General features: G+C 37.9%; 16 protein-coding genes and 5 tRNA genes. 11 read left to right on the top strand and 10 right to left on the bottom strand.

The genetic code is table 11. From position 1 onward, the window contains the following. Nucleotides 1–253: 253 nt before the first annotated feature. The 5 genes from AC6F8J_RS07180 to AC6F8J_RS07200 form a co-directional block, all read right to left on the bottom strand. Nucleotides 254–325, bottom strand: a tRNA-Gly gene (locus AC6F8J_RS07180). A 4-nt stretch (nt 326–329) separates the two neighbouring features. Then, nucleotides 330–400 (bottom strand) — tRNA-Gly (locus AC6F8J_RS07185). Nucleotides 401–558: 158 nt separating this feature from the next. Next, a tRNA-Phe gene (locus AC6F8J_RS07190) sits at nt 559–631 on the bottom strand. Nucleotides 632–712: 81 nt separating this feature from the next. After that, a tRNA-Leu gene (locus AC6F8J_RS07195) sits at nt 713–797 on the bottom strand. A gap of 39 nt (nt 798–836) precedes the next feature. Further along, nucleotides 837–917 (bottom strand) — tRNA-Tyr (locus AC6F8J_RS07200). A gap of 337 nt (nt 918–1254) precedes the next feature. On the opposite strand from AC6F8J_RS07200, the gene AC6F8J_RS07205 reads away from it, so the two are divergent. From AC6F8J_RS07205 to AC6F8J_RS07225, 5 genes are all read left to right on the top strand, one after another. After that, nucleotides 1255–2340, top strand: a complete 1086-nt coding sequence (locus AC6F8J_RS07205) for a substrate-binding domain-containing protein (protein ID WP_500722054.1) — start codon at nt 1255–1257, stop codon at nt 2338–2340. A 177-nt stretch (nt 2341–2517) separates the two neighbouring features. After that, nucleotides 2518–3078, top strand: coding sequence for an S-layer homology domain-containing protein (locus AC6F8J_RS07210; RefSeq protein WP_500722055.1), 561 nt, complete (start codon nt 2518–2520; stop codon nt 3076–3078). A gap of 173 nt (nt 3079–3251) precedes the next feature. Next, entirely contained in the window at nt 3252–4238 is a 987-nt protein-coding gene (locus tag AC6F8J_RS07215; RefSeq protein ID WP_500722056.1) for an AIR synthase-related protein, read from the top strand. 133 nt (nt 4239–4371) lie between these two features. After that, complete coding sequence (locus tag AC6F8J_RS07220; RefSeq protein ID WP_500722057.1) at nt 4372–4854, top strand: Lrp/AsnC ligand binding domain-containing protein; 483 nt, start codon at nt 4372–4374, stop codon at nt 4852–4854. Next, the gene (locus AC6F8J_RS07225) at nt 4854–6020 is read left to right on the top strand and encodes an aminotransferase class I/II-fold pyridoxal phosphate-dependent enzyme (RefSeq protein ID WP_500722069.1); all 1167 of its coding nucleotides are present in this window, start codon (nt 4854–4856) and stop codon (nt 6018–6020) included. Before AC6F8J_RS07220 ends, AC6F8J_RS07225 begins: the two co-directional genes overlap by 1 nt. 93 nt (nt 6021–6113) lie before the next feature. Here AC6F8J_RS07225 and perR read toward each other — a convergent pair whose 3' ends face one another. Further along, a complete protein-coding gene (gene perR / locus AC6F8J_RS07230) occupies nt 6114–6530 on the bottom strand; it encodes a transcriptional regulator PerR (protein ID WP_500722058.1) in 417 nt (138 codons plus the stop codon). A gap of 189 nt (nt 6531–6719) precedes the next feature. On the opposite strand from perR, the gene AC6F8J_RS07235 reads away from it, so the two are divergent. From AC6F8J_RS07235 to AC6F8J_RS07245, 3 genes are read left to right on the top strand one after another with little or no spacing between them, the layout of a single operon-like run. Further along, complete coding sequence (locus tag AC6F8J_RS07235; RefSeq protein WP_500722059.1) at nt 6720–7196, top strand: chemotaxis protein CheX; 477 nt, start codon at nt 6720–6722, stop codon at nt 7194–7196. After that, on the top strand, nt 7196–7687 hold the full coding sequence (locus AC6F8J_RS07240) for a TrmH family RNA methyltransferase (protein ID WP_500722060.1): 492 nt from the start codon (nt 7196–7198) through the stop codon (nt 7685–7687). The genes AC6F8J_RS07235 and AC6F8J_RS07240 overlap by 1 nt, the downstream gene beginning before the upstream one ends. An 18-nt stretch (nt 7688–7705) precedes the next feature. Further along, the gene (locus AC6F8J_RS07245; RefSeq protein ID WP_500722061.1) at nt 7706–8083 is read left to right on the top strand and encodes a PilZ domain-containing protein; all 378 of its coding nucleotides are present in this window, start codon (nt 7706–7708) and stop codon (nt 8081–8083) included. Between the two features lie 45 nt (nt 8084–8128). On the opposite strand, the gene AC6F8J_RS07250 is transcribed toward AC6F8J_RS07245, so the two are convergent. From AC6F8J_RS07250 to AC6F8J_RS07265, 4 genes are all read right to left on the bottom strand, one after another. After that, the gene (locus AC6F8J_RS07250) at nt 8129–9550 is read right to left on the bottom strand and encodes an ATP-binding protein (RefSeq protein WP_500722062.1); all 1422 of its coding nucleotides are present in this window, start codon (nt 9548–9550) and stop codon (nt 8129–8131) included. Between the two features lie 2 nt (nt 9551–9552). Then, nucleotides 9553–10236 carry a response regulator gene (locus AC6F8J_RS07255; protein WP_500722063.1) on the bottom strand — a complete coding sequence of 228 codons (684 nt, stop codon included), beginning with the start codon at nt 10234–10236 and terminating at the stop codon, nt 9553–9555. 66 nt (nt 10237–10302) lie between these two features. After that, nucleotides 10303–12678 (bottom strand): endonuclease MutS2, encoded by a 2376-nt coding sequence (locus AC6F8J_RS07260; protein WP_500722064.1) that lies wholly within the window; start codon nt 12676–12678, stop codon nt 10303–10305. Between the two features lie 20 nt (nt 12679–12698). Beyond that, nucleotides 12699–13178 carry a GNAT family N-acetyltransferase gene (locus AC6F8J_RS07265; RefSeq protein WP_500722065.1) on the bottom strand — a complete coding sequence of 160 codons (480 nt, stop codon included), beginning with the start codon at nt 13176–13178 and terminating at the stop codon, nt 12699–12701. A gap of 539 nt (nt 13179–13717) precedes the next feature. Here AC6F8J_RS07265 and AC6F8J_RS07270 point away from each other — a divergent pair. From AC6F8J_RS07270 to rlmD, 3 genes are all read left to right on the top strand, one after another. Further along, a complete protein-coding gene (locus AC6F8J_RS07270) occupies nt 13718–14500 on the top strand; it encodes a multinuclear nonheme iron-dependent oxidase (RefSeq protein ID WP_500722066.1) in 783 nt (260 codons plus the stop codon). A gap of 177 nt (nt 14501–14677) precedes the next feature. Beyond that, on the top strand, nt 14678–15619 hold the full coding sequence (locus AC6F8J_RS07275) for an HD domain-containing protein (protein WP_500722067.1): 942 nt from the start codon (nt 14678–14680) through the stop codon (nt 15617–15619). A 39-nt stretch (nt 15620–15658) separates the two neighbouring features. Further along, nucleotides 15659–16998 (top strand): 23S rRNA (uracil(1939)-C(5))-methyltransferase RlmD (rlmD, locus tag AC6F8J_RS07280; protein ID WP_500722068.1); only part of this gene is annotated, 1340 nt, incomplete at its 3' end.

A 16998-nucleotide genomic window follows, 5' to 3' on the forward strand; every position in this document is an offset into this window, starting at 1 on the left:
ATGATAAGGGTAGGCTTGAACAAGAGTTGACGTTCTATACAATAGAGAAGAATGGTAAATATCAAGAAGAACGAATGATTCTTAGAGGAGATTATTAGAAATGACGCTGCCTTCTGGCAGCTTCATCTACATAAATAATAATTAAAAAAAGATTAGCGAAAAGTTGCTGAATGGACTCAAAGGGACTCAATAGTAAGAAAACAAAAAACCAGCCAAATCCTTGTATATAAAGGATTTGGCTGGTTTTTTGTGAAGCGCGAAACGAGATTCGAACTCGCGACCCTCGCCTTGGCAAGGCGATGCTCTACCACTGAGCCATTCGCGCAGAGAGCGGGTAGGGGGAATCGAACCCCCGTAACCAGCTTGGAAGGCTGGAGTTTTACCATTAAACTACACCCGCGAGATATTATTTGGAATGCCCAGAGCCGGAATCGAAGTAGGAGGATATTTCAGACTTCTGGTCATAATAAATGATGTAGATGCGGAATGCCCAGAGCCGGAATCGAAGTAGGAGGATGTTTCAGACTTTTGGTCATAATAAATGATGTAGATGCGGAATGCCCAGAGCCGGAATCGAACCAGCGACACGAGGATTTTCAGTCCTCTGCTCTACCGACTGAGCTATCTGGGCAGAAGTACAAGTACTTCATGCATCATCTTCATACGAAGACAATTCGGTCTTACCAATCAATATATAATAAGCGTTAATTAATGCCGGAGACCGGAATCGAACCGGTACGACTTTATAGGTCGCAGGATTTTAAGTCCTGTGCGTCTGCCAGTTCCGCCACTCCGGCGCATAACCAACAACTTATTATGATCGTATAACGATCAAATGGAGGGAGAAGGATTCGAACCTTCGAAGCTATCGCAACAGATTTACAGTCTGCCCCCTTTGGCCACTCGGGAACCCCTCCAAACAAAATATGAACTTGAATTTCCAAGAGGAAGCGCCCTCAAGGTGAACAAGATATATCTTACCACAATTAGAAGTTTTGTCAATAGTTTTGGTGAAGTTTTTAACGGTACTATGAAAGAGAAGGCTTTAGGGTGTCAGCATAATTGGTTAGTTAAAGTGTAAAAACTAAGTTTCTCTATATTACATATAACATATAGGTTACGTTGATACACTCATAACTATATATTATATGTAAAAGTCCATCAATATAGTTTTGATATTTTAACCAAGGTTAATAGTTTAGTAAACGTTTAAAATCTAATTGCTAAGCATGGTTAAAAAAGATATAATTAACCATGTCAGAGAAAACGAGTGAGTTTGGAGTCGACAAAAAGCGAGGTAAAAGTATGGGGAAAATAACCATGAAGGACGTTGCAAAACATGCAGGTGTATCGGTTGCAACCGTATCCAATGTTATCAATAACATATCCAATAAAACAACGGAAGCGACGAAGCAAAAAGTCCTTTCATCCGTCAAGGAACTTAATTATAAAATGGACATGACCGCTCGAAGTTTGTCTATTGGAAAATCAAATTTAATCGGTATTTTCATACCGGAAGTATATGAAAACAGTGCGCCAAGTTCTCTTCTAAAAACCAATCCTTTTTACAGTGAGATTATTAGTGGTATTGAATATGAAGCTAGGATGCTCGGTTATGACATTCTTATATCTTGCATTCACTCTATTGATCATGCCCTTGAATTGGTGAACAAGCGGATGCTAGATGGCTTGGCCATCCTTGGCACTTATGATACAAGGTTTTGGGAAGACCTTAAGCTGGTATCGGTGCCAATCGTCTTAATAGATAATTACAACTATGAAGCGGTGGGTGTTAATAATGTAGGTATTGATGATGTGTTAGGTGCTTACCTTGCAACTAAGCATTTAACGACCCTTGGACATAAGCATATTGCTTTTGCGACCAGTGAGGTCGGCGTTTCAGAGGTGAATGAGAAACGTTTTATAGGGTTCAAACGTGCTATAAAAGAAGCCAAGTTAGATCAAACGGCATGCCCAGTGATTGTTGAGGCGGTTTCCTTCAAAGGAGGCATATCCATAGGCCATAGACTTTTAAAGGACCACATGGAGGTCACAGCGGTGTTTGCAATTGCAGATATTATGGCACTTGGTATTATTAAGATCATGCATCAGTTTGGAAGGAAGATTCCGGAAGATCTATCCATAATAGGATTTGATGACTTGAGCATTTGTGACTACACGTTTCCGGCTTTAACTACAATAAGACAGGATATCTATAAAAAAGGTGTGGAGGTTGCAAGACTTCTCATAAAAAAAATTGATGGCGAGCTGGAGTTAAAGTCACAGGAGCTACCTATTGAACTCATTGTCAGAGAGACGACAAAGGCCATCTTTAGATAAGAGCTTGTGGCTAGCGCGAAAAATAAACTATATAATATTGGTACTTTATCATTGTTACAATATGTTTTCATTCGTAGGTGAACTATGGTTTGGAAGAATCATTCATGCTATAATAGCATCTGTACAAGCAATGGATAGATTGAAAACGGCGCGTCTCAATGAAGATGAGGTAAATAGATGAAGAATATAAAGAATAAAATGATAATTGTAATGATGGCGGTGCTATTAATGTCAACCACCATTGTCCATGGTGCCACCAATGAGGAAAGTTATGCTGGCAATCAATTAAGAACGTTAGGTATACTTCGAGGTTATGATGACGGATCCCTTAAGCTTGATAATCCGATTGTCAGAGCTGAAGTAGCAGCCTTAGCTGTAAGAATACTAGGATACGAAGGTGTTGAAGTAGCAGGAGAAAGTAAGAGTTTTGCGGATGTTCCAACCAGTCACTGGGCCCAGGGGGTGATTGGCAATGCAAATAAATTAAAGCTTGTACAGGGTTATCCGGGAGATGTTTTTAGACCGGCTGGTAACATCACTTATGGGGAAATCGTTACTATTATGGTGAATGTTCTAGGTAGGCAAGAGGATCTAACAGGCAAATGGCCAGAGAACTATATACAAAGAGCCAAATCCATTGGAGTTATACCAGCTAATTCGAGTGTAGATTCAAGTAAAGTTGTCACAAGAGGTGAAGTCGCCTTGATTATATGGGATACTTTATTGGTTAAACAATAATAATGTGCTTAAGGCGTCAAAACTATATAGTTGAACTTTCACATACCATATATAGTTGCGAATGTATCAACGTAACCTATATATGGTATGTGAATTTAGTAAAACTTAGTTTTGATCCTTTAAGCATACTATAAAAATCAGGAAACAATATAGGAAACGATGAGGAATGAAGCATGGAGATTGGAAAAGTATCTGAATCGGTTTTAAAAAGAACCATTTTAAAGCCATTATCTGTAAAAAGAGAAGAAGTTATTCATGGCCCCGGCATTGGTGAGGATTGTTGCGTTCTAAAATTCCCCAGTGAGGATCTTATTGTTATGTCAACAGATCCGATTACAGGAACCACCAAAGAAATCGGTAAGCTGGCGGTTCATGTTACAGCTAATGATATAGCTTCAAGTGGGGCAACGCTGGTTGGTATCTTACTTACAATATTATTACCTACAGGCTTTTTAGAAGAAGATCTTAAGATTATCATGCAGGATGTGAACTCGGTTTGTACATCTTTGAATGTGCAAGTGCTTGGTGGACATACAGAGGTGACAGGCGCGGTCAACCAAGTGATTGTATCGGTGACGGGCATTGGTAGAGCAACAGATGCAAGTTTAGCCATGTCATGCAATTTGCACCCTGGTGATGATTTGGTCATGACCAAATGGGCTGGTATTGAAGGTACTGGTATCATTGCTCTGGAAAAAGAAGCTGAGTTAAAAGGTCATGTTAAACAAAGCTTAATTGAAGAAGCTAAGAAGTTCACAGATCTCATTTCAGTTGTTGAGGATAGCGCGGCCGCCATGAAGCATGGTGTAAAAGCCATGCATGATATAACAGAAGGTGGAGTATATGGAGCACTGTGGGAAATGGCATCAAGTGCTAAAGTTGGTTTTGAAGTTCAACTCGATCATATACCTATAAAAAGAGAAACAATCGAAATATGTGAGTTTTATAGCCTTAACCCTTATCAACTCATTTCGAGTGGCGCACTGCTTATTGGAACAGAAGATGGACCTGGACTTGTTAAGGCATTACTAGAAGAGGGTATTCATAGCGCACATATTGGGAAAGTAACCTCCGGTAAGGAACGTCTCATCATCAGCGATCATATACGGCAAACCCTTAAGCCACCTAAATCAGACGAACTATATAAAGTAATCAGATAACTCAACATTCCCACAGGTAGGATTTCTTAGCGATTTTTATTGCTTGCTAGCAAGAAGATAAAAAAATTTGGGAAAGCGGAATTAGATAATAAACGATTGAGTTTAATACCAAACAAGATTATGGAGGTAACATATGAGAGCAGACATACTTCAGATTATTCAAAACAACAGCAAAATCGAAGTTAAAGACTTGGCAATGATGCTAAATGACAATGAAGATAATATAGCCGATGAAATATCGAAAATGGAAAAAGAAAAAATTATATGTGGTTATCATACACTCATTAACTGGGATCGCACCAACAATGAAAAAGTAACGGCATTAATTGAAGTCAGAGTCACCCCACAAAGAGGTGAAGGCTTCGACCGTATTGCAGAACGTATCTACAGATTCAAAGAAGTAACAGCGGTCTATCTTATGTCCGGTGGGTTTGATCTTACAGTCATCATTGAAGGCTCAACCATGAAGGAAGTGGCTTTATTTGTTGGACAAACATTAGCACCCTTAGAATCCGTCCTAAGTACCAGTACCCATTTTGTTCTGAAAAAGTACAAAGATTATGGGATTATTCTAGACGATGAGAAAAAAGACGAGAGAATGGTGGTGACCCCATGATGGAAAATAAATTATCACAAAGAGCATCCGTAATTCCGCCATCAGGCATTCGCAAGTTTTTTGATGTTGTAACAGAAATGAAAGATGCCATATCTCTAGGTGTTGGTGAACCTGATTTTGATACACCTTGGCGAATTAGAGAAGAAGGTATCTATTCCCTTGAAAAAGGTAAAACATTTTATACTTCAAATTCCGGTCTCTTAGAGCTTAGGGAAGCCATATGTGATTATCAGAGGCGAAGGTTCAACTTAGACTATGATTATAAAACAGAATGTCTTGTAACAGTAGGAGGCAGTGAAGGCATTGATTTAGCCCTTCGTGTCCTCATTAATCCCGGAGATGACGTTATTATTGCAGAGCCTTGCTTTGTATCCTATCAGCCCTGTGCTTATCTAGCGGGGGCTAATATTATCTCTATTCCACTAAAAGCTGAAAATGAGTTCCGTATTACAGCTGAAGAGATTGAAGCAGCTATTACACCAAAAAGTAAAGTGTTAATGATATCTTTCCCTACCAATCCTACAGGAGCGGTCATGAAAGAAGAACATCTAAAAGCCATATCAGAAGTTATTATTAAACACGATCTGATTGTTATTTCCGATGAGATTTATGCAGAGTTATCTTATGGCTTTGAGCATGTGTCTATAGCATCTTTACCAGGCATGAGAGAGCGTACAATCATCATCAATGGCTTTTCAAAAGCTTATGCCATGACAGGATGGAGAATGGGTTATGTGCTTGGACCGGAAGAGGCTGTAGGATTAATGACTAAGATTCATCAGTATGCAATTATGAGTGCACCAACCACCAGTCAATATGCTGCACTTGAAGCTGCGAAAAACTGTGATGATGATGTGGAAATGATGCGACGAGCATATAATCAAAGAAGAAGATTAATGGTTGAAGGCTTTAGAAAAATGGGACTAGATTGTTTTGAACCGGAAGGTGCATTCTATGTATTCCCATCCATTCAAAAAACCGGTCTAACATCTGAAGAATTTGCGACCCAGTTATTATTTGATCAGAAAGTAGCGGTTGTACCGGGAACGGCTTTTGGAGAATGTGGTGAAGGTTTTATAAGATGTTCTTATGCATATTCTGTGGAAGAGTTGAAGATCGCTCTTGAGAGAATTGGATTGTTTGTTGAGAAGATGATAAAAAAATAAAGATATCACAAAAAATAAAAACACAATAAAAGAGGCTGTCTCAGGATATATCATAATCTGAGTCAGCCTTGCTTTGTCTCTATGATACAGATTCTAATGTGCTACTTTACAATCCGAACAGGTTCCGTATAGGAAGATTTTTTCAGACTCAATTGTAAAATCAGTTTCTGCTTGAAGTTGGTCAATGAGTTGATCAACGACACGGGTGTGTAAATCATAAACTTGACCACAATGATTACAAATCATGTGAGGGTGATTATGGATAATGGCGTCATAGCGAAAACGATCTTCACCAACATTAAGCTCCTGGATAAGATTGGCTTTTTTTAAGGTGTCTAGTGTCTTATAAATGGTTGCAAGACTCATCGTTGGATGGGTTTCTTGTAAAGCATTATAAATAGATTCAGCACTAGGATGTTCTACAGTATTACATAGAACATTAAATATAGCTAATCTTTGTGGTGTGACTTTTAGATTTTTAGCTTTAAGCATAGCGGTTAGTTGATCCATATATTCACTCCTGTAATAGTTATTATTTCATAGTAGTAATTTAATTCTATTATAGAATAGATGTCTTGTCAAGTTCAACCTTTTTTAGAGGTTGCGGTATAGAGCATAAACTGTATTCTAGCGATATTTATTGATAGCCAATAACCCAATGTGATACAATAAGTAAAAGAGACAAAAGGAGGGAACAATGTGTCAGTCAATGTAGAGTTAATTAATCCGTTTATTAGTGCAGCTCAAAGTGTTTTAAGGGACTTATCACAAATACATACAAAAATGGGTAAGCCCTATATAAAGAACCCGGAGTATGAAGGGAAGGTCTTAACGGTTATAGTAGGTATAACCGGAGAACTAAGAGGACAAGTTATTATTTCTCTTGAAGAGGATATAGCTTGTAATATTGCATCGCATATGATGATGGGTATGCCGGTTTTAGAATTAAACGATATGTCAAAAAGTGCCATTGGTGAGCTTGCTAATATGGTACTAGGCAATGCTGCTACTATTTTTTCAACTAGGGGTATTATTGTGGATATAACGCCACCAAACTTATGTCTGGGCAACAATATGTCTTTTACTGTTAGTGACTCTAAGACAATCTGTGTTCCACTTGAGTTAGAAGATGGATCTACATTACTTGAACTGAACATTGCAATTAAACCAAAATGATGAATATTATTTTACTTGAACCTGAAATCCCCCATAATACAGGTAGTATTGGAAGAACTTGTGTAGCGACAGGTGCTTCCTTACACCTAATAAGACCACTTGGCTTTTCTTTAGACGAAAAGTCTGTTAAACGTGCCGGTTTAGACTATTGGCATAAATTAGATTTGCACATGTATGATTCATTTGAAGAATTTTTACTAAAGTATCCGGGCGTCAAAATATATATGGGTACGACCAAAGCCAAGAAAACGTATGCAGATGTTCAATATGAAAAAGGATCCTTTATTATGTTTGGTAAAGAAAGTGCCGGTATACCGGAAGAAATCCTACTTAAGTATCAAGAAAGCTGTATACGTATACCGATGGCGAATGATATAAGGTCATTGAATTTATCTAATGCAGTTTCCATAGTACTTTATGAAGCTTATCGTCAACATGATTTTGGAGAAATGCAAATAGAAGGCGAGTTGCATCATCATAAATGGTTATAAAGCTAAGAGGGTGACTATTTGGAAGAAGATAATAGAATTAGAAAACGGATCGACTATAAGAATCATATCTTATGTTATAAGCACATTTTATCAAATAGCGAAGAGACACCTGATCCTGCACCGATTAGAATAATCGTTGAAGACATCTCTTATAGCGGAATAGGCATTCGTTGTACCAGAGATCTTGGTACAGGCGATTTACTTGTTTTCAATCTCGAAAATGTCGGGGAGAAAAAAGAGGTCATGTTAGAGGTGATTTGGTGTCGTTACTCCGGCGGTGAGTACGAAGCCGGATTAAAGTTTACGAATCTGACAAAAGAAACCATATTGTTTCTTGATGGTCTCATCAAAAATAACCTTAAGCAAAAGAACAGGTTAATCAATAAAGAAACTTGAAAGAAATACAAGAGGCGTATTGCACTTTATAAATGCAATGCGCCTTTATCTATGGTGGGAAAGAGGTAAAGTGAAAACGAAAGTTGTGCCTTTACCTTCTTGACTATAGACGTCTATTTTCTCGTTATGAGCTTTGATAATTTCTCTTACGATGGATAGGCCTAGACCGATACCTTTCTTATCTTTACCCCTTGAGCGGTCTGCTTTATGAAATCGATCCCAGATGTACTTAATGTCTTCTTCGGATATTCCGGGACCTGAATCTTTGATACGTACTTCAACTTTACCAATTAATACCGTAGTTTCTACAATGATGGTGTCTTCCGGAGAACAGAATTTTATGGCGTTATCGATGAGATTAGTCAAAACACGTTGTATCTGATTCATATCCGCAAATACAAACAGTTCCTGTTGGTCGATGAGCAAAGTGAAATCGATATGCTTATCTAGGATTTTCTGCTCAAATTGAAAGAGGATTTTTCGAATATCTTGATGAAGATCATAATGGGTTTTATTTAATTGTACGGTATTATTTTCCATTTTTGTTAGGAGGAGTATGTCGTTGGTGAGCTTGGTCAAACGCTCTGTTTCATCAAGAACGATATTTAGGTACTTGCCTTGTCGTTCATAAGGAATGGTGTTATCTAATATGGCTTGTACGAAACCTTTAATAGATGTTAGAGGTGACCTGAAATCATGAGAGATATTAGCAATAAAATCTTTACGCATATCTTCAAGTTTTTCGAGTTCAGAGGCCATATGGTTTATATTATTGGCCAGTTGTCCAATCTCGTTATCGGTACTTACAACAACATGGCTTGAAAAATCACCATTGGCAATGGCTTGAACCCGATCGTTTAACTCAGAGATGGTATTGGAAATACTTTTTGAGTAGACATATGTAGATATAAAAGTGGCAGACAAAAGTACAAGTAATGAAATAAGGGTCATTTGATAGATATTATTAATGTTTTCCCGCAATGTAGGATAAGGAGAGTTAATAATAACCGCTCCTATAATCCGATCACCTGAGAAAATAGGATAAGCGGTTGTCAGTACCAGCTGGTTATAGAGGTCACCAAAAGTACCGGTTTCTGACATTTGTTGACCTTCAAAAACAGAATGGATAATGGGATGATTGAGCTTATGACCGACCAAGGATTTGCCGGTGGTTTGAGTGTCTTTAAAAACCCTATGATTTTCATCTAGAATCATAATTCTAGAATCAATATATCGGCCGGTAGCGGTTAACTGATAGTTGAAATTAAGATCCGTCAAGGTTCTTGCCTTATAGGTTTCTATGAACTGATCACTTAAAATTCGACTTTCCTCTAACATCATTTTATAATGGTTCTCTATAAAATAGTTTGAAATAATTTGAGTAAGTACACCAAACAATAGAAGGAAAATGACTAAAGTGGTCATAGCATAGATCGCAAAAAAACGGCCTGTAAATGTCTTGAACATATCTAGTTCACCTCAAATTTATACCCAATGCCCCAAACGGTTTTGATACCCCAAGCATCTGATTCATTGATTTTTTCACGAATTCTTTTTATATGAACATCAACAGTGCGAGTGTCACCGATATATTCATAACCCCATATACGATCAAGCAGCTGCTCTCTTGTGAAGACTTGGTTCGGGTTGGAAGCAAGAAAATATATGAGTTCTAGTTCCTTCGGTGGCATTTCAATTTTTGCATCGTTATAGACAACGGTATAATTGGAGAGGTTGATGGTTAAGCTAGGCATCGAAATCTGTTTGGTAGTATTTCCTTTAGGCGTGAATCGTCTAAGGACAGCCTTGACTCTTGCGGTGAGCTCTTTAGTATCAAAAGGTTTGATCATGTAGTCATCCGCACCCAATTCAAGGCCCAGAATCTTATCAAAAGTCTCACCTTTGGCGGTAAGCATAATAATCGGTGTATTACTCATTTGACGTATATCCTTACACACGTCAAAGCCATCCCTTCCTGGTAACATAAGGTCTAAAATAACCAAATTCGGTGAGAAAGATTTAAAAACATGGATTGCGTCATTGCCATTGTGAACAGATTTTGTTGAATAACCTTCTTTTTCCAGATAGAGGGCTATGAGTTCGGTTATATTTTCGTCGTCATCAACAATGAGTATTTTTGATTTTGCTTCCATGAGGACACCTCAATTCTTGTATGGTGGTTGGGATGGTTTATAGGAGCTAATATTATTATAAGCATTTTACTTGAATTCTACAATAGTTACACCAGATTCTCCTTCACCATAGGCACCAATTCGGAATGAATCTACATATTTCACTTTTCTCAGGTGCTTATGAATGGCGGACCTAAGAGCACCGGTACCTTTGCCATGAATGATGGTGACCATTGGCAATTTTGACAGATAGGCATCATCTAAGTATTTATCCAGAACTTGGAGTGCGTCGATGGTCATTTCCCCTCGCAGATCAATCTCTGTTGAGATGCTATAAGCTTTGGTGGTTACACCTTTTGAAGAAGCTTTTTTGCGTGCTTCTTTCGGATGGTGACTTTCTTCTTGTAGAACCGTCACATCTTTAAGGGAAACATTGGACTTCATAATACCCATTTGAACTTGAATATCACCTTTACTATTTGGTAAAGATAAAACGGTACCATTTCCATTAAAAGGAGCAACAAAAACCGTATCACCAATGGCAATGTCTTTTGCTTTGGTACCTTTTGCCTTAGCTGTTGGTAAACCCATTTCATTTTCCATCTTTGTCATAGACTGACGTAAAGTACTGCGACTTTCTTCTAGAGTCTTGGTGTCAATCTGAGCACTATCGGCGATTCGGTTAATCTGGCGAATGAGTCGATCCGCTTCTTCTTTAGCGACTTCTGTAATTCTATAGGCTTCTTTTTTAGCTTCCATAAGCATTTCTTGTTTTTTTTGCTCAAAAGCTTCTTTTTGAAAATCAAACCGGCGCTTAAGGATTTCAGTTTCTTTTCTATATTTTTCAGCCTTTTCCTTCTCAGCAATGGCTAATTTTTTATTGATTTCAAGATCTGTAATCAAGTCTTCAAAACGGACTTCTTTTTGTTGAAGAAGCGCTTTGGCTTCCTCGATAATATCATCACCCAGACCTAATCTTTTGGAGATGGCAAAGGCATTACTTTTTCCTGGAATACCTATAAGTAAGCGGTAGGTAGGGCGTAAGGTGGTCACATCAAATTCGCAGGAAGCATTTTCTACCCCCTCGGTTGAAAGGGCATAGACTTTAAGCTCGCTGTAATGCGTGGTGGCCACAGTGAGAACTCTTCGGGCAAATAGATTTTCCAAAGTAGCCATGGCAAGTGCGGCACCTTCTGTTGGATCCGTTCCGGCTCCAAGCTCATCAAAAAGTACCAGTGAATCGATGGTGGCCTTCTTAAGTATATCCACGATATTAACCATATGTGAAGAGAAGGTACTTAGGGATTGTTCAATACTTTGTTCGTCGCCGATGTCTGCATAGATCTCATCAAAAACCGTTAAGCTGGAACCGTCAAAAGCAGGTATATGCAAACCGGCTTGCCCCATAAGGGAAAAGAGGCCTAAAGTCTTAAGAGTAACGGTCTTGCCACCGGTATTGGGTCCTGTAATAACTAAGGTATTAAATGATTTTCCAAGGTAAATATCAATAGGTACCACTTCTTGATCACTTAGTAGAGGATGCCTTGCTTTTTTTAGATTGATCTCTTTGTTGTCATTAAACATAGGCAAGGTGGCATTTTGCTTTAAAGCCAGTTCAGCCTTGGCAAAGATAAAATCCAGCTCAGCCATAACATCTAAGTTGATTTTTAGAGCCTCCATATGCAACGCTGCCAAAGCACTAAGTTCTGCAAGAATACGGCTGATTTCTTCTTGTTCTTCATGTGCCAGTTCAGTTAGTCCGTTATTCAGTTCAACAACAGACATAGGCTCGATAAACAGTGTTGAACCGGTAGAAGATTGGTCATGAATCATACCTTTGAATTGACTACGGTATTCGGCTTTAACTGGTACACAGAAGCGGTCATTACGGATGGTAATAATTGGATCTTGCAACATAGTTTTTTGGTTATTATTATTAATAATGCTGTTGAGGTTAGATCGGATTTTAGCATGGGTATTTTGTATGCGACGCCGTATCTGATGAAGCTGTGAACTGGCTTCATCAGCTATGATATCATCAGATATGATGCAACGATCAATTTCTTTAAGTAATGGCGTTAGTGGTTCAATGTCCAAGAAAAGAGGGGCAATGGAAAGTGTACAAATCATCTCTTCGCCTTCTCTAAAATAACTTTTTAGACGGGAAGCAACGCGTAGTACATCTCCAATATGGAGCAATTCAAGTATAGAGAGGTTACCACTAATGGCCAGTCTTTTTAAGGAAGGACCGATAAGATGTGTACCACGAATAGGTAGTGAACCATATTTGAGCACGGTGGAGAGTGCCTCTGAAGTCTCGTTTTGCTTTCTGTTGATTGTTTCAAGATCGGAATATGGTTTTAATGCTTCAACCATTTTTTTGCCCGGTTCTGATTGAGCCAATTGTTTGAGTTGTAATATGATTTTATCGTATTCAAGTATCTTTAGGGCTTTTTGATTCATGAGTAACTCCTTTATTATGGTTATAGATCTAGATCTAGATAATAGAGGTCGTAGGCTACTTTTTCATAGACAGGCATAATATTATCACGATCATTATATTTATGAAAGCCAAGGGAAGACCAAAACTGGCGTGCAGAAGTATTATCAAGATGGCATGTCAGATAGATTCGGCTATAATTGCGGGGCTGTATGTAGTTTTTAAAAAAATCACAAAAGAACTGCCGACCATAGCCTTGTCCAATATAATCTGGTAATATCAGAAAGCTTTGAAGCCAACAAGTTCCTGAAAGGTTTGTTTTCATGAGCTTTAAGTACCCTAAGGATTTTTGACTGACGGTATCAATGTATATAAAGTGCTCACCTGCATCTTTCTCAAGAGATGTGGATGATTGTATGGCTTTGTTATATTGATCATACCGAGTTAAGGCAATATTAATTCTAAACAAATCAAGGGCACTTGCTTGGATTATTTCCAACTTTTTTTTTTGCGGATTTGTCATAAGGAACCACCTTTAATATATATAAATATATTCTCTTATCATTTTACATGATTATGACATAATTATAAAGCATCCTAACATATCTTTTTTATGACACCTTGTTACGAAGCCGAGATATTTGTACTTAAAGGAGTGTAAAAGGTCTTGAGAATCAGGAAATTAAGGGGTTTATGAGAAACGCTAATTTGTTAACGTTCTATTCATAATCTGTTCAAAAACAGGTTGTATAATAGGAAATAGGAATTAATGAGCTTGATTATTGGAGTGTGAATCATGAATGAAACTAAGACGAATAATGGTTGTCCTTCATTTTATAAAGAGGAAATTAAATATCCCAAAAAACTTTCCAGACTTTCAAAGCTAGTTCGCAAAATAAGTACAATAGTATTTAGATCAAAAAGATGATAAGTAGCAGAGATGCTACTTTTTGTTTTTATTTGACATATCGGCCAGTTAATGTTTCAATTAAGCTAGATAGTGGTTAAGTTAATGAAGTTTAGTTTTGAAGCTTAACCTAGATAGAATGAGGTGGCGAGAAAATGAAACTTGGTTGTAACTATTCCGAAGAATTGATGTTGTTAATTGAAGAAGATGCTGTGGAAGTAGATTGTATTAAGATGGGTTATTTCCAGCCTTTTATAGGATTACATGAGGAGATTGTGAAGAAGAAACCAATCCTAATACATGGTTTTGGTAAGCATGAACACATCGGTATGGTCGATCCAAAGTGTAATAATGATTGGTACCATATGAATGAAATACTGACCCAATATGATGCCCCACATTTAGCGGTACATTTTTCTATTTATGATCAAGATTTGCACGTTGTTAGGGATATAAGGCAACGGTTGGATCAAGGCGTTGAGATATTCAAAGAATTTCTAGAAGTACCTTTAATTATTGAAAATATGGATTATAATCCGTTTTATACGCCACACTATGTAAAACCTGAAGCGGTAGATCCGGATTTCATAGCCGAAATGTGTGAAAAACATGATGTTGGTCTTTTGCTTGATACAGCCCATGCAAGCGTCTCAGCCTATCACTTAAGAATGGATGTTCATGATTATTTAAGAAGGCTTCCTTTAAAACGGGTTAAGGAGATACATTTTGTCGGAACTCAGATGACAGAAGAAAAAGGGCTAATCGATATGCATACACCTTTAACACCAAGAGACTACGATTTATTGGATTGGCTTAGGTACAAATGTAAACCAGAGATTGTAACTTTGGAATATGGATGGCCAGGTACAGACTTCTCATGGCGTACCAGTAAGAAAGAGATAAAAAAACAACTAATTGAGATAAGGAAAAGATTTTAGTCAACTTAGAAGATCCTATTTTAGGGTCTTTATTTTATAGATGAGCATAATGGTGCTCGATTCTTTTCTTTTCTTTTCTTTAACTTCACTTGAAAATAGGCTATAATGTGATAATGGCAACAAGTAATACTGTTATGTAGATAGCAAGACAGTCTTACATATTGAAAGGAGAAACATATGCGTTATTTGGCAGATGTAAATGAAGGCGATCAAATCGTCGATATATATTTATGTGCAGAAAAACAGGTACTAAAAACAAGAGCAGGGAAAAGCTATTACTCCGTCAGATTACAAGACAAAACAGGTGTGGGCGACGGTAAAATATGGGATCTTAACGATGGAATTAATAGCTTTGGAACAGGGGATTATATAAAAGTTGATGCAACGGTCGTAAGCTTTCAAGGCAGTATCCAGTATAATATTAAACGTGTTCGTGTAGCACAAGAGGGAGAATATGACCCTAAAGATTATATACCGGCAACAGAGTACGATGTTGAAGAGATGTATAAGGAGCTTATAGGATACATTGAAGATATGGATGATCCATGGCTTAAGCAGTTGGCCACCAATTTCTTTGTCGAAGATAAGGCTTTTGCCAAAAGTTTTAAGGCCCATTCAGCTGCAAAAACCGTGCACCACGCTTATATGGGTGGATTATTAGAACATACTTTGTATATGCTAAGGCTATGTGATTTTATGACCAAGCAATATCCGGTATTAAACAAAAGCATCTTATTTTCAGGATGTATGTTTCACGATATTGGTAAGCTAAAAGAATTATCGGAGTTCCCGATTATAGAGTATACAGATGAAGGCCAGCTCATTGGGCATATTATCATAGGCATAGAGTGGCTAAGTAAAAAAATAGATGAGATTCCTAAGTTTCCACCAACCCTTGCCAATCTACTTAAGCATATGATTATCGCCCATCATGGGGAGTTAGAATACGGATCACCCAAGAAACCGGAACTCATTGAAGCCATAGCCCTTCATTATATTGATAATATGGATGCTAAGATGAAAACATTTACAACCTTGATGAAAGCCTCTAATGAGCAAGATGATTGGTTAGGTTACCAGAGAATGTTTGAGCGCAACTTAAGAAGAACCAGATATTAGATTTTGTTGAGCAGATAAATAGATGAATAGAGGTATGAAATGTCGAAAGTAAAGGCACCAGTGGTAAAAAATGAAGTATTTGAGATGGTGGTTGATGATATTGGTGTTAACGGTGAAGGGATCGGCAAAGTGGAAGGTTATACTTTGTTTGTCGATGGCGGTTTGCCGGGTGAGACGGTTCTTGCTAAAGTTATTAAAGTTGGTAAGAATTTTGGTGTTGGGAAGCTTGAGTCCATTAAGGTACCCTCCTCGGATAGAGTTATACCTATATGCAAAGTGGCCAGTCAGTGTGGCGGCTGTCAACTCCAGCATTTATCTTATGAGGGCCAGTTGAAGTTTAAGCAAAACAAAGTAGATCAATTGATTAAAAGAATTGGGAAATTAAGCGATATACAAGTGGAACCGGTCATAGGTATGGATAAGCCTTATTATTACCGAAACAAAGTTCAATATCCGGTCAGGTATGAAGGTGGTCGTGTAAAAATTGGCTTTTATGCCAAACGTAGCCACAGAATAGTGGAAACGGATATTTGTTATATTCAAGACCAACGTAATGAAGAAGTAAAAGCCCTCATCTTAGAGTGGATGACACAAAATAGTATATCCGCCTATAATGAAGAAACACATAAAGGCTTTTTAAGACATATTGTAACAAGACATGCCCACTCCACAAAGCTTATGCATGTGACATTGGTCATCAACGGTCGACGATTAAAGGCGTCAGAAGGTCTAATAGCAAGATTAACCAAGTTGGATTATATATCCGGAATCAGTGTGAATATAAACAAGGAAATCACCAATGTCATCATGGGGGGACAATTGCTTCATGTGCATGGGGACACCCATATTGAAGACACCATAGATGATGTCAAGTTTCACATATCACCATTATCCTTCTTCCAAGTCAATCCGGTTCAGACAGAAAAACTATATTCAAAAGTCATTGAGTTTGCAGAACTAACCGGTGAAGAAACCGTCATGGATATTTTTTGTGGTATTGGTAGCATATCTCTTTTACTGGCAAAAAAAGCAAAAAAAGTTATTGGTGTAGAAGTGGTTGAAGCGGCTGTAGAAGACGCACTTCATAATGCGGATATCAATGGTATAACGAACGCCGAGTTCTATACGGGCAAAGCAGAAGAAGTTATACCAAGGCTTCATGATGAATTAAAGATGCGTGCAGATGTCATCGTTGTGGACCCACCAAGAAAAGGCTGTGAAGAAGTACTACTAGATGCGATGGTCAAGATTAATCCCAAGCGTATTATCTATGTCTCTTGTGACCCATCAACACTGGCAAGAGACCTTAAGTATCTTACGGAAAAGGGTTATAAAGTAGATCAAGTTCAGCCCCTTGATATGTTTTCTCAAGGCGTGCA

The sequence above is a fragment of the Petrocella sp. genome (assembly GCF_059865615.1).

Coding starts and splice junctions, on each gene's coding strand:
- AC6F8J_RS07265 (WP_500722065.1), bottom strand. CDS start 13,178: ATGACAAATCCGCAAAAAAAAAAGTTGGAAATAATCCAAGCAAGTGCC.
- AC6F8J_RS07275 (WP_500722067.1), top strand. CDS start 14,678: ATGCGTTATTTGGCAGATGTAAATGAAGGCGATCAAATCGTCGATATA.
- AC6F8J_RS07210 (WP_500722055.1), top strand. CDS start 2,518: ATGAAGAATATAAAGAATAAAATGATAATTGTAATGATGGCGGTGCTA.
- perR (WP_500722058.1), bottom strand. CDS start 6,530: ATGGATCAACTAACCGCTATGCTTAAAGCTAAAAATCTAAAAGTCACA.
- AC6F8J_RS07205 (WP_500722054.1), top strand. CDS start 1,255: ATGTCAGAGAAAACGAGTGAGTTTGGAGTCGACAAAAAGCGAGGTAAA.
- AC6F8J_RS07270 (WP_500722066.1), top strand. CDS start 13,718: ATGAAACTTGGTTGTAACTATTCCGAAGAATTGATGTTGTTAATTGAA.
- AC6F8J_RS07225 (WP_500722069.1), top strand. CDS start 4,854: ATGGAAAATAAATTATCACAAAGAGCATCCGTAATTCCGCCATCAGGC.
- AC6F8J_RS07240 (WP_500722060.1), top strand. CDS start 7,196: ATGAATATTATTTTACTTGAACCTGAAATCCCCCATAATACAGGTAGT.
- AC6F8J_RS07255 (WP_500722063.1), bottom strand. CDS start 10,236: ATGGAAGCAAAATCAAAAATACTCATTGTTGATGACGACGAAAATATA.
- AC6F8J_RS07250 (WP_500722062.1), bottom strand. CDS start 9,550: ATGTTCAAGACATTTACAGGCCGTTTTTTTGCGATCTATGCTATGACC.
- AC6F8J_RS07215 (WP_500722056.1), top strand. CDS start 3,252: ATGGAGATTGGAAAAGTATCTGAATCGGTTTTAAAAAGAACCATTTTA.
- AC6F8J_RS07260 (WP_500722064.1), bottom strand. CDS start 12,678: ATGAATCAAAAAGCCCTAAAGATACTTGAATACGATAAAATCATATTA.
- AC6F8J_RS07220 (WP_500722057.1), top strand. CDS start 4,372: ATGAGAGCAGACATACTTCAGATTATTCAAAACAACAGCAAAATCGAA.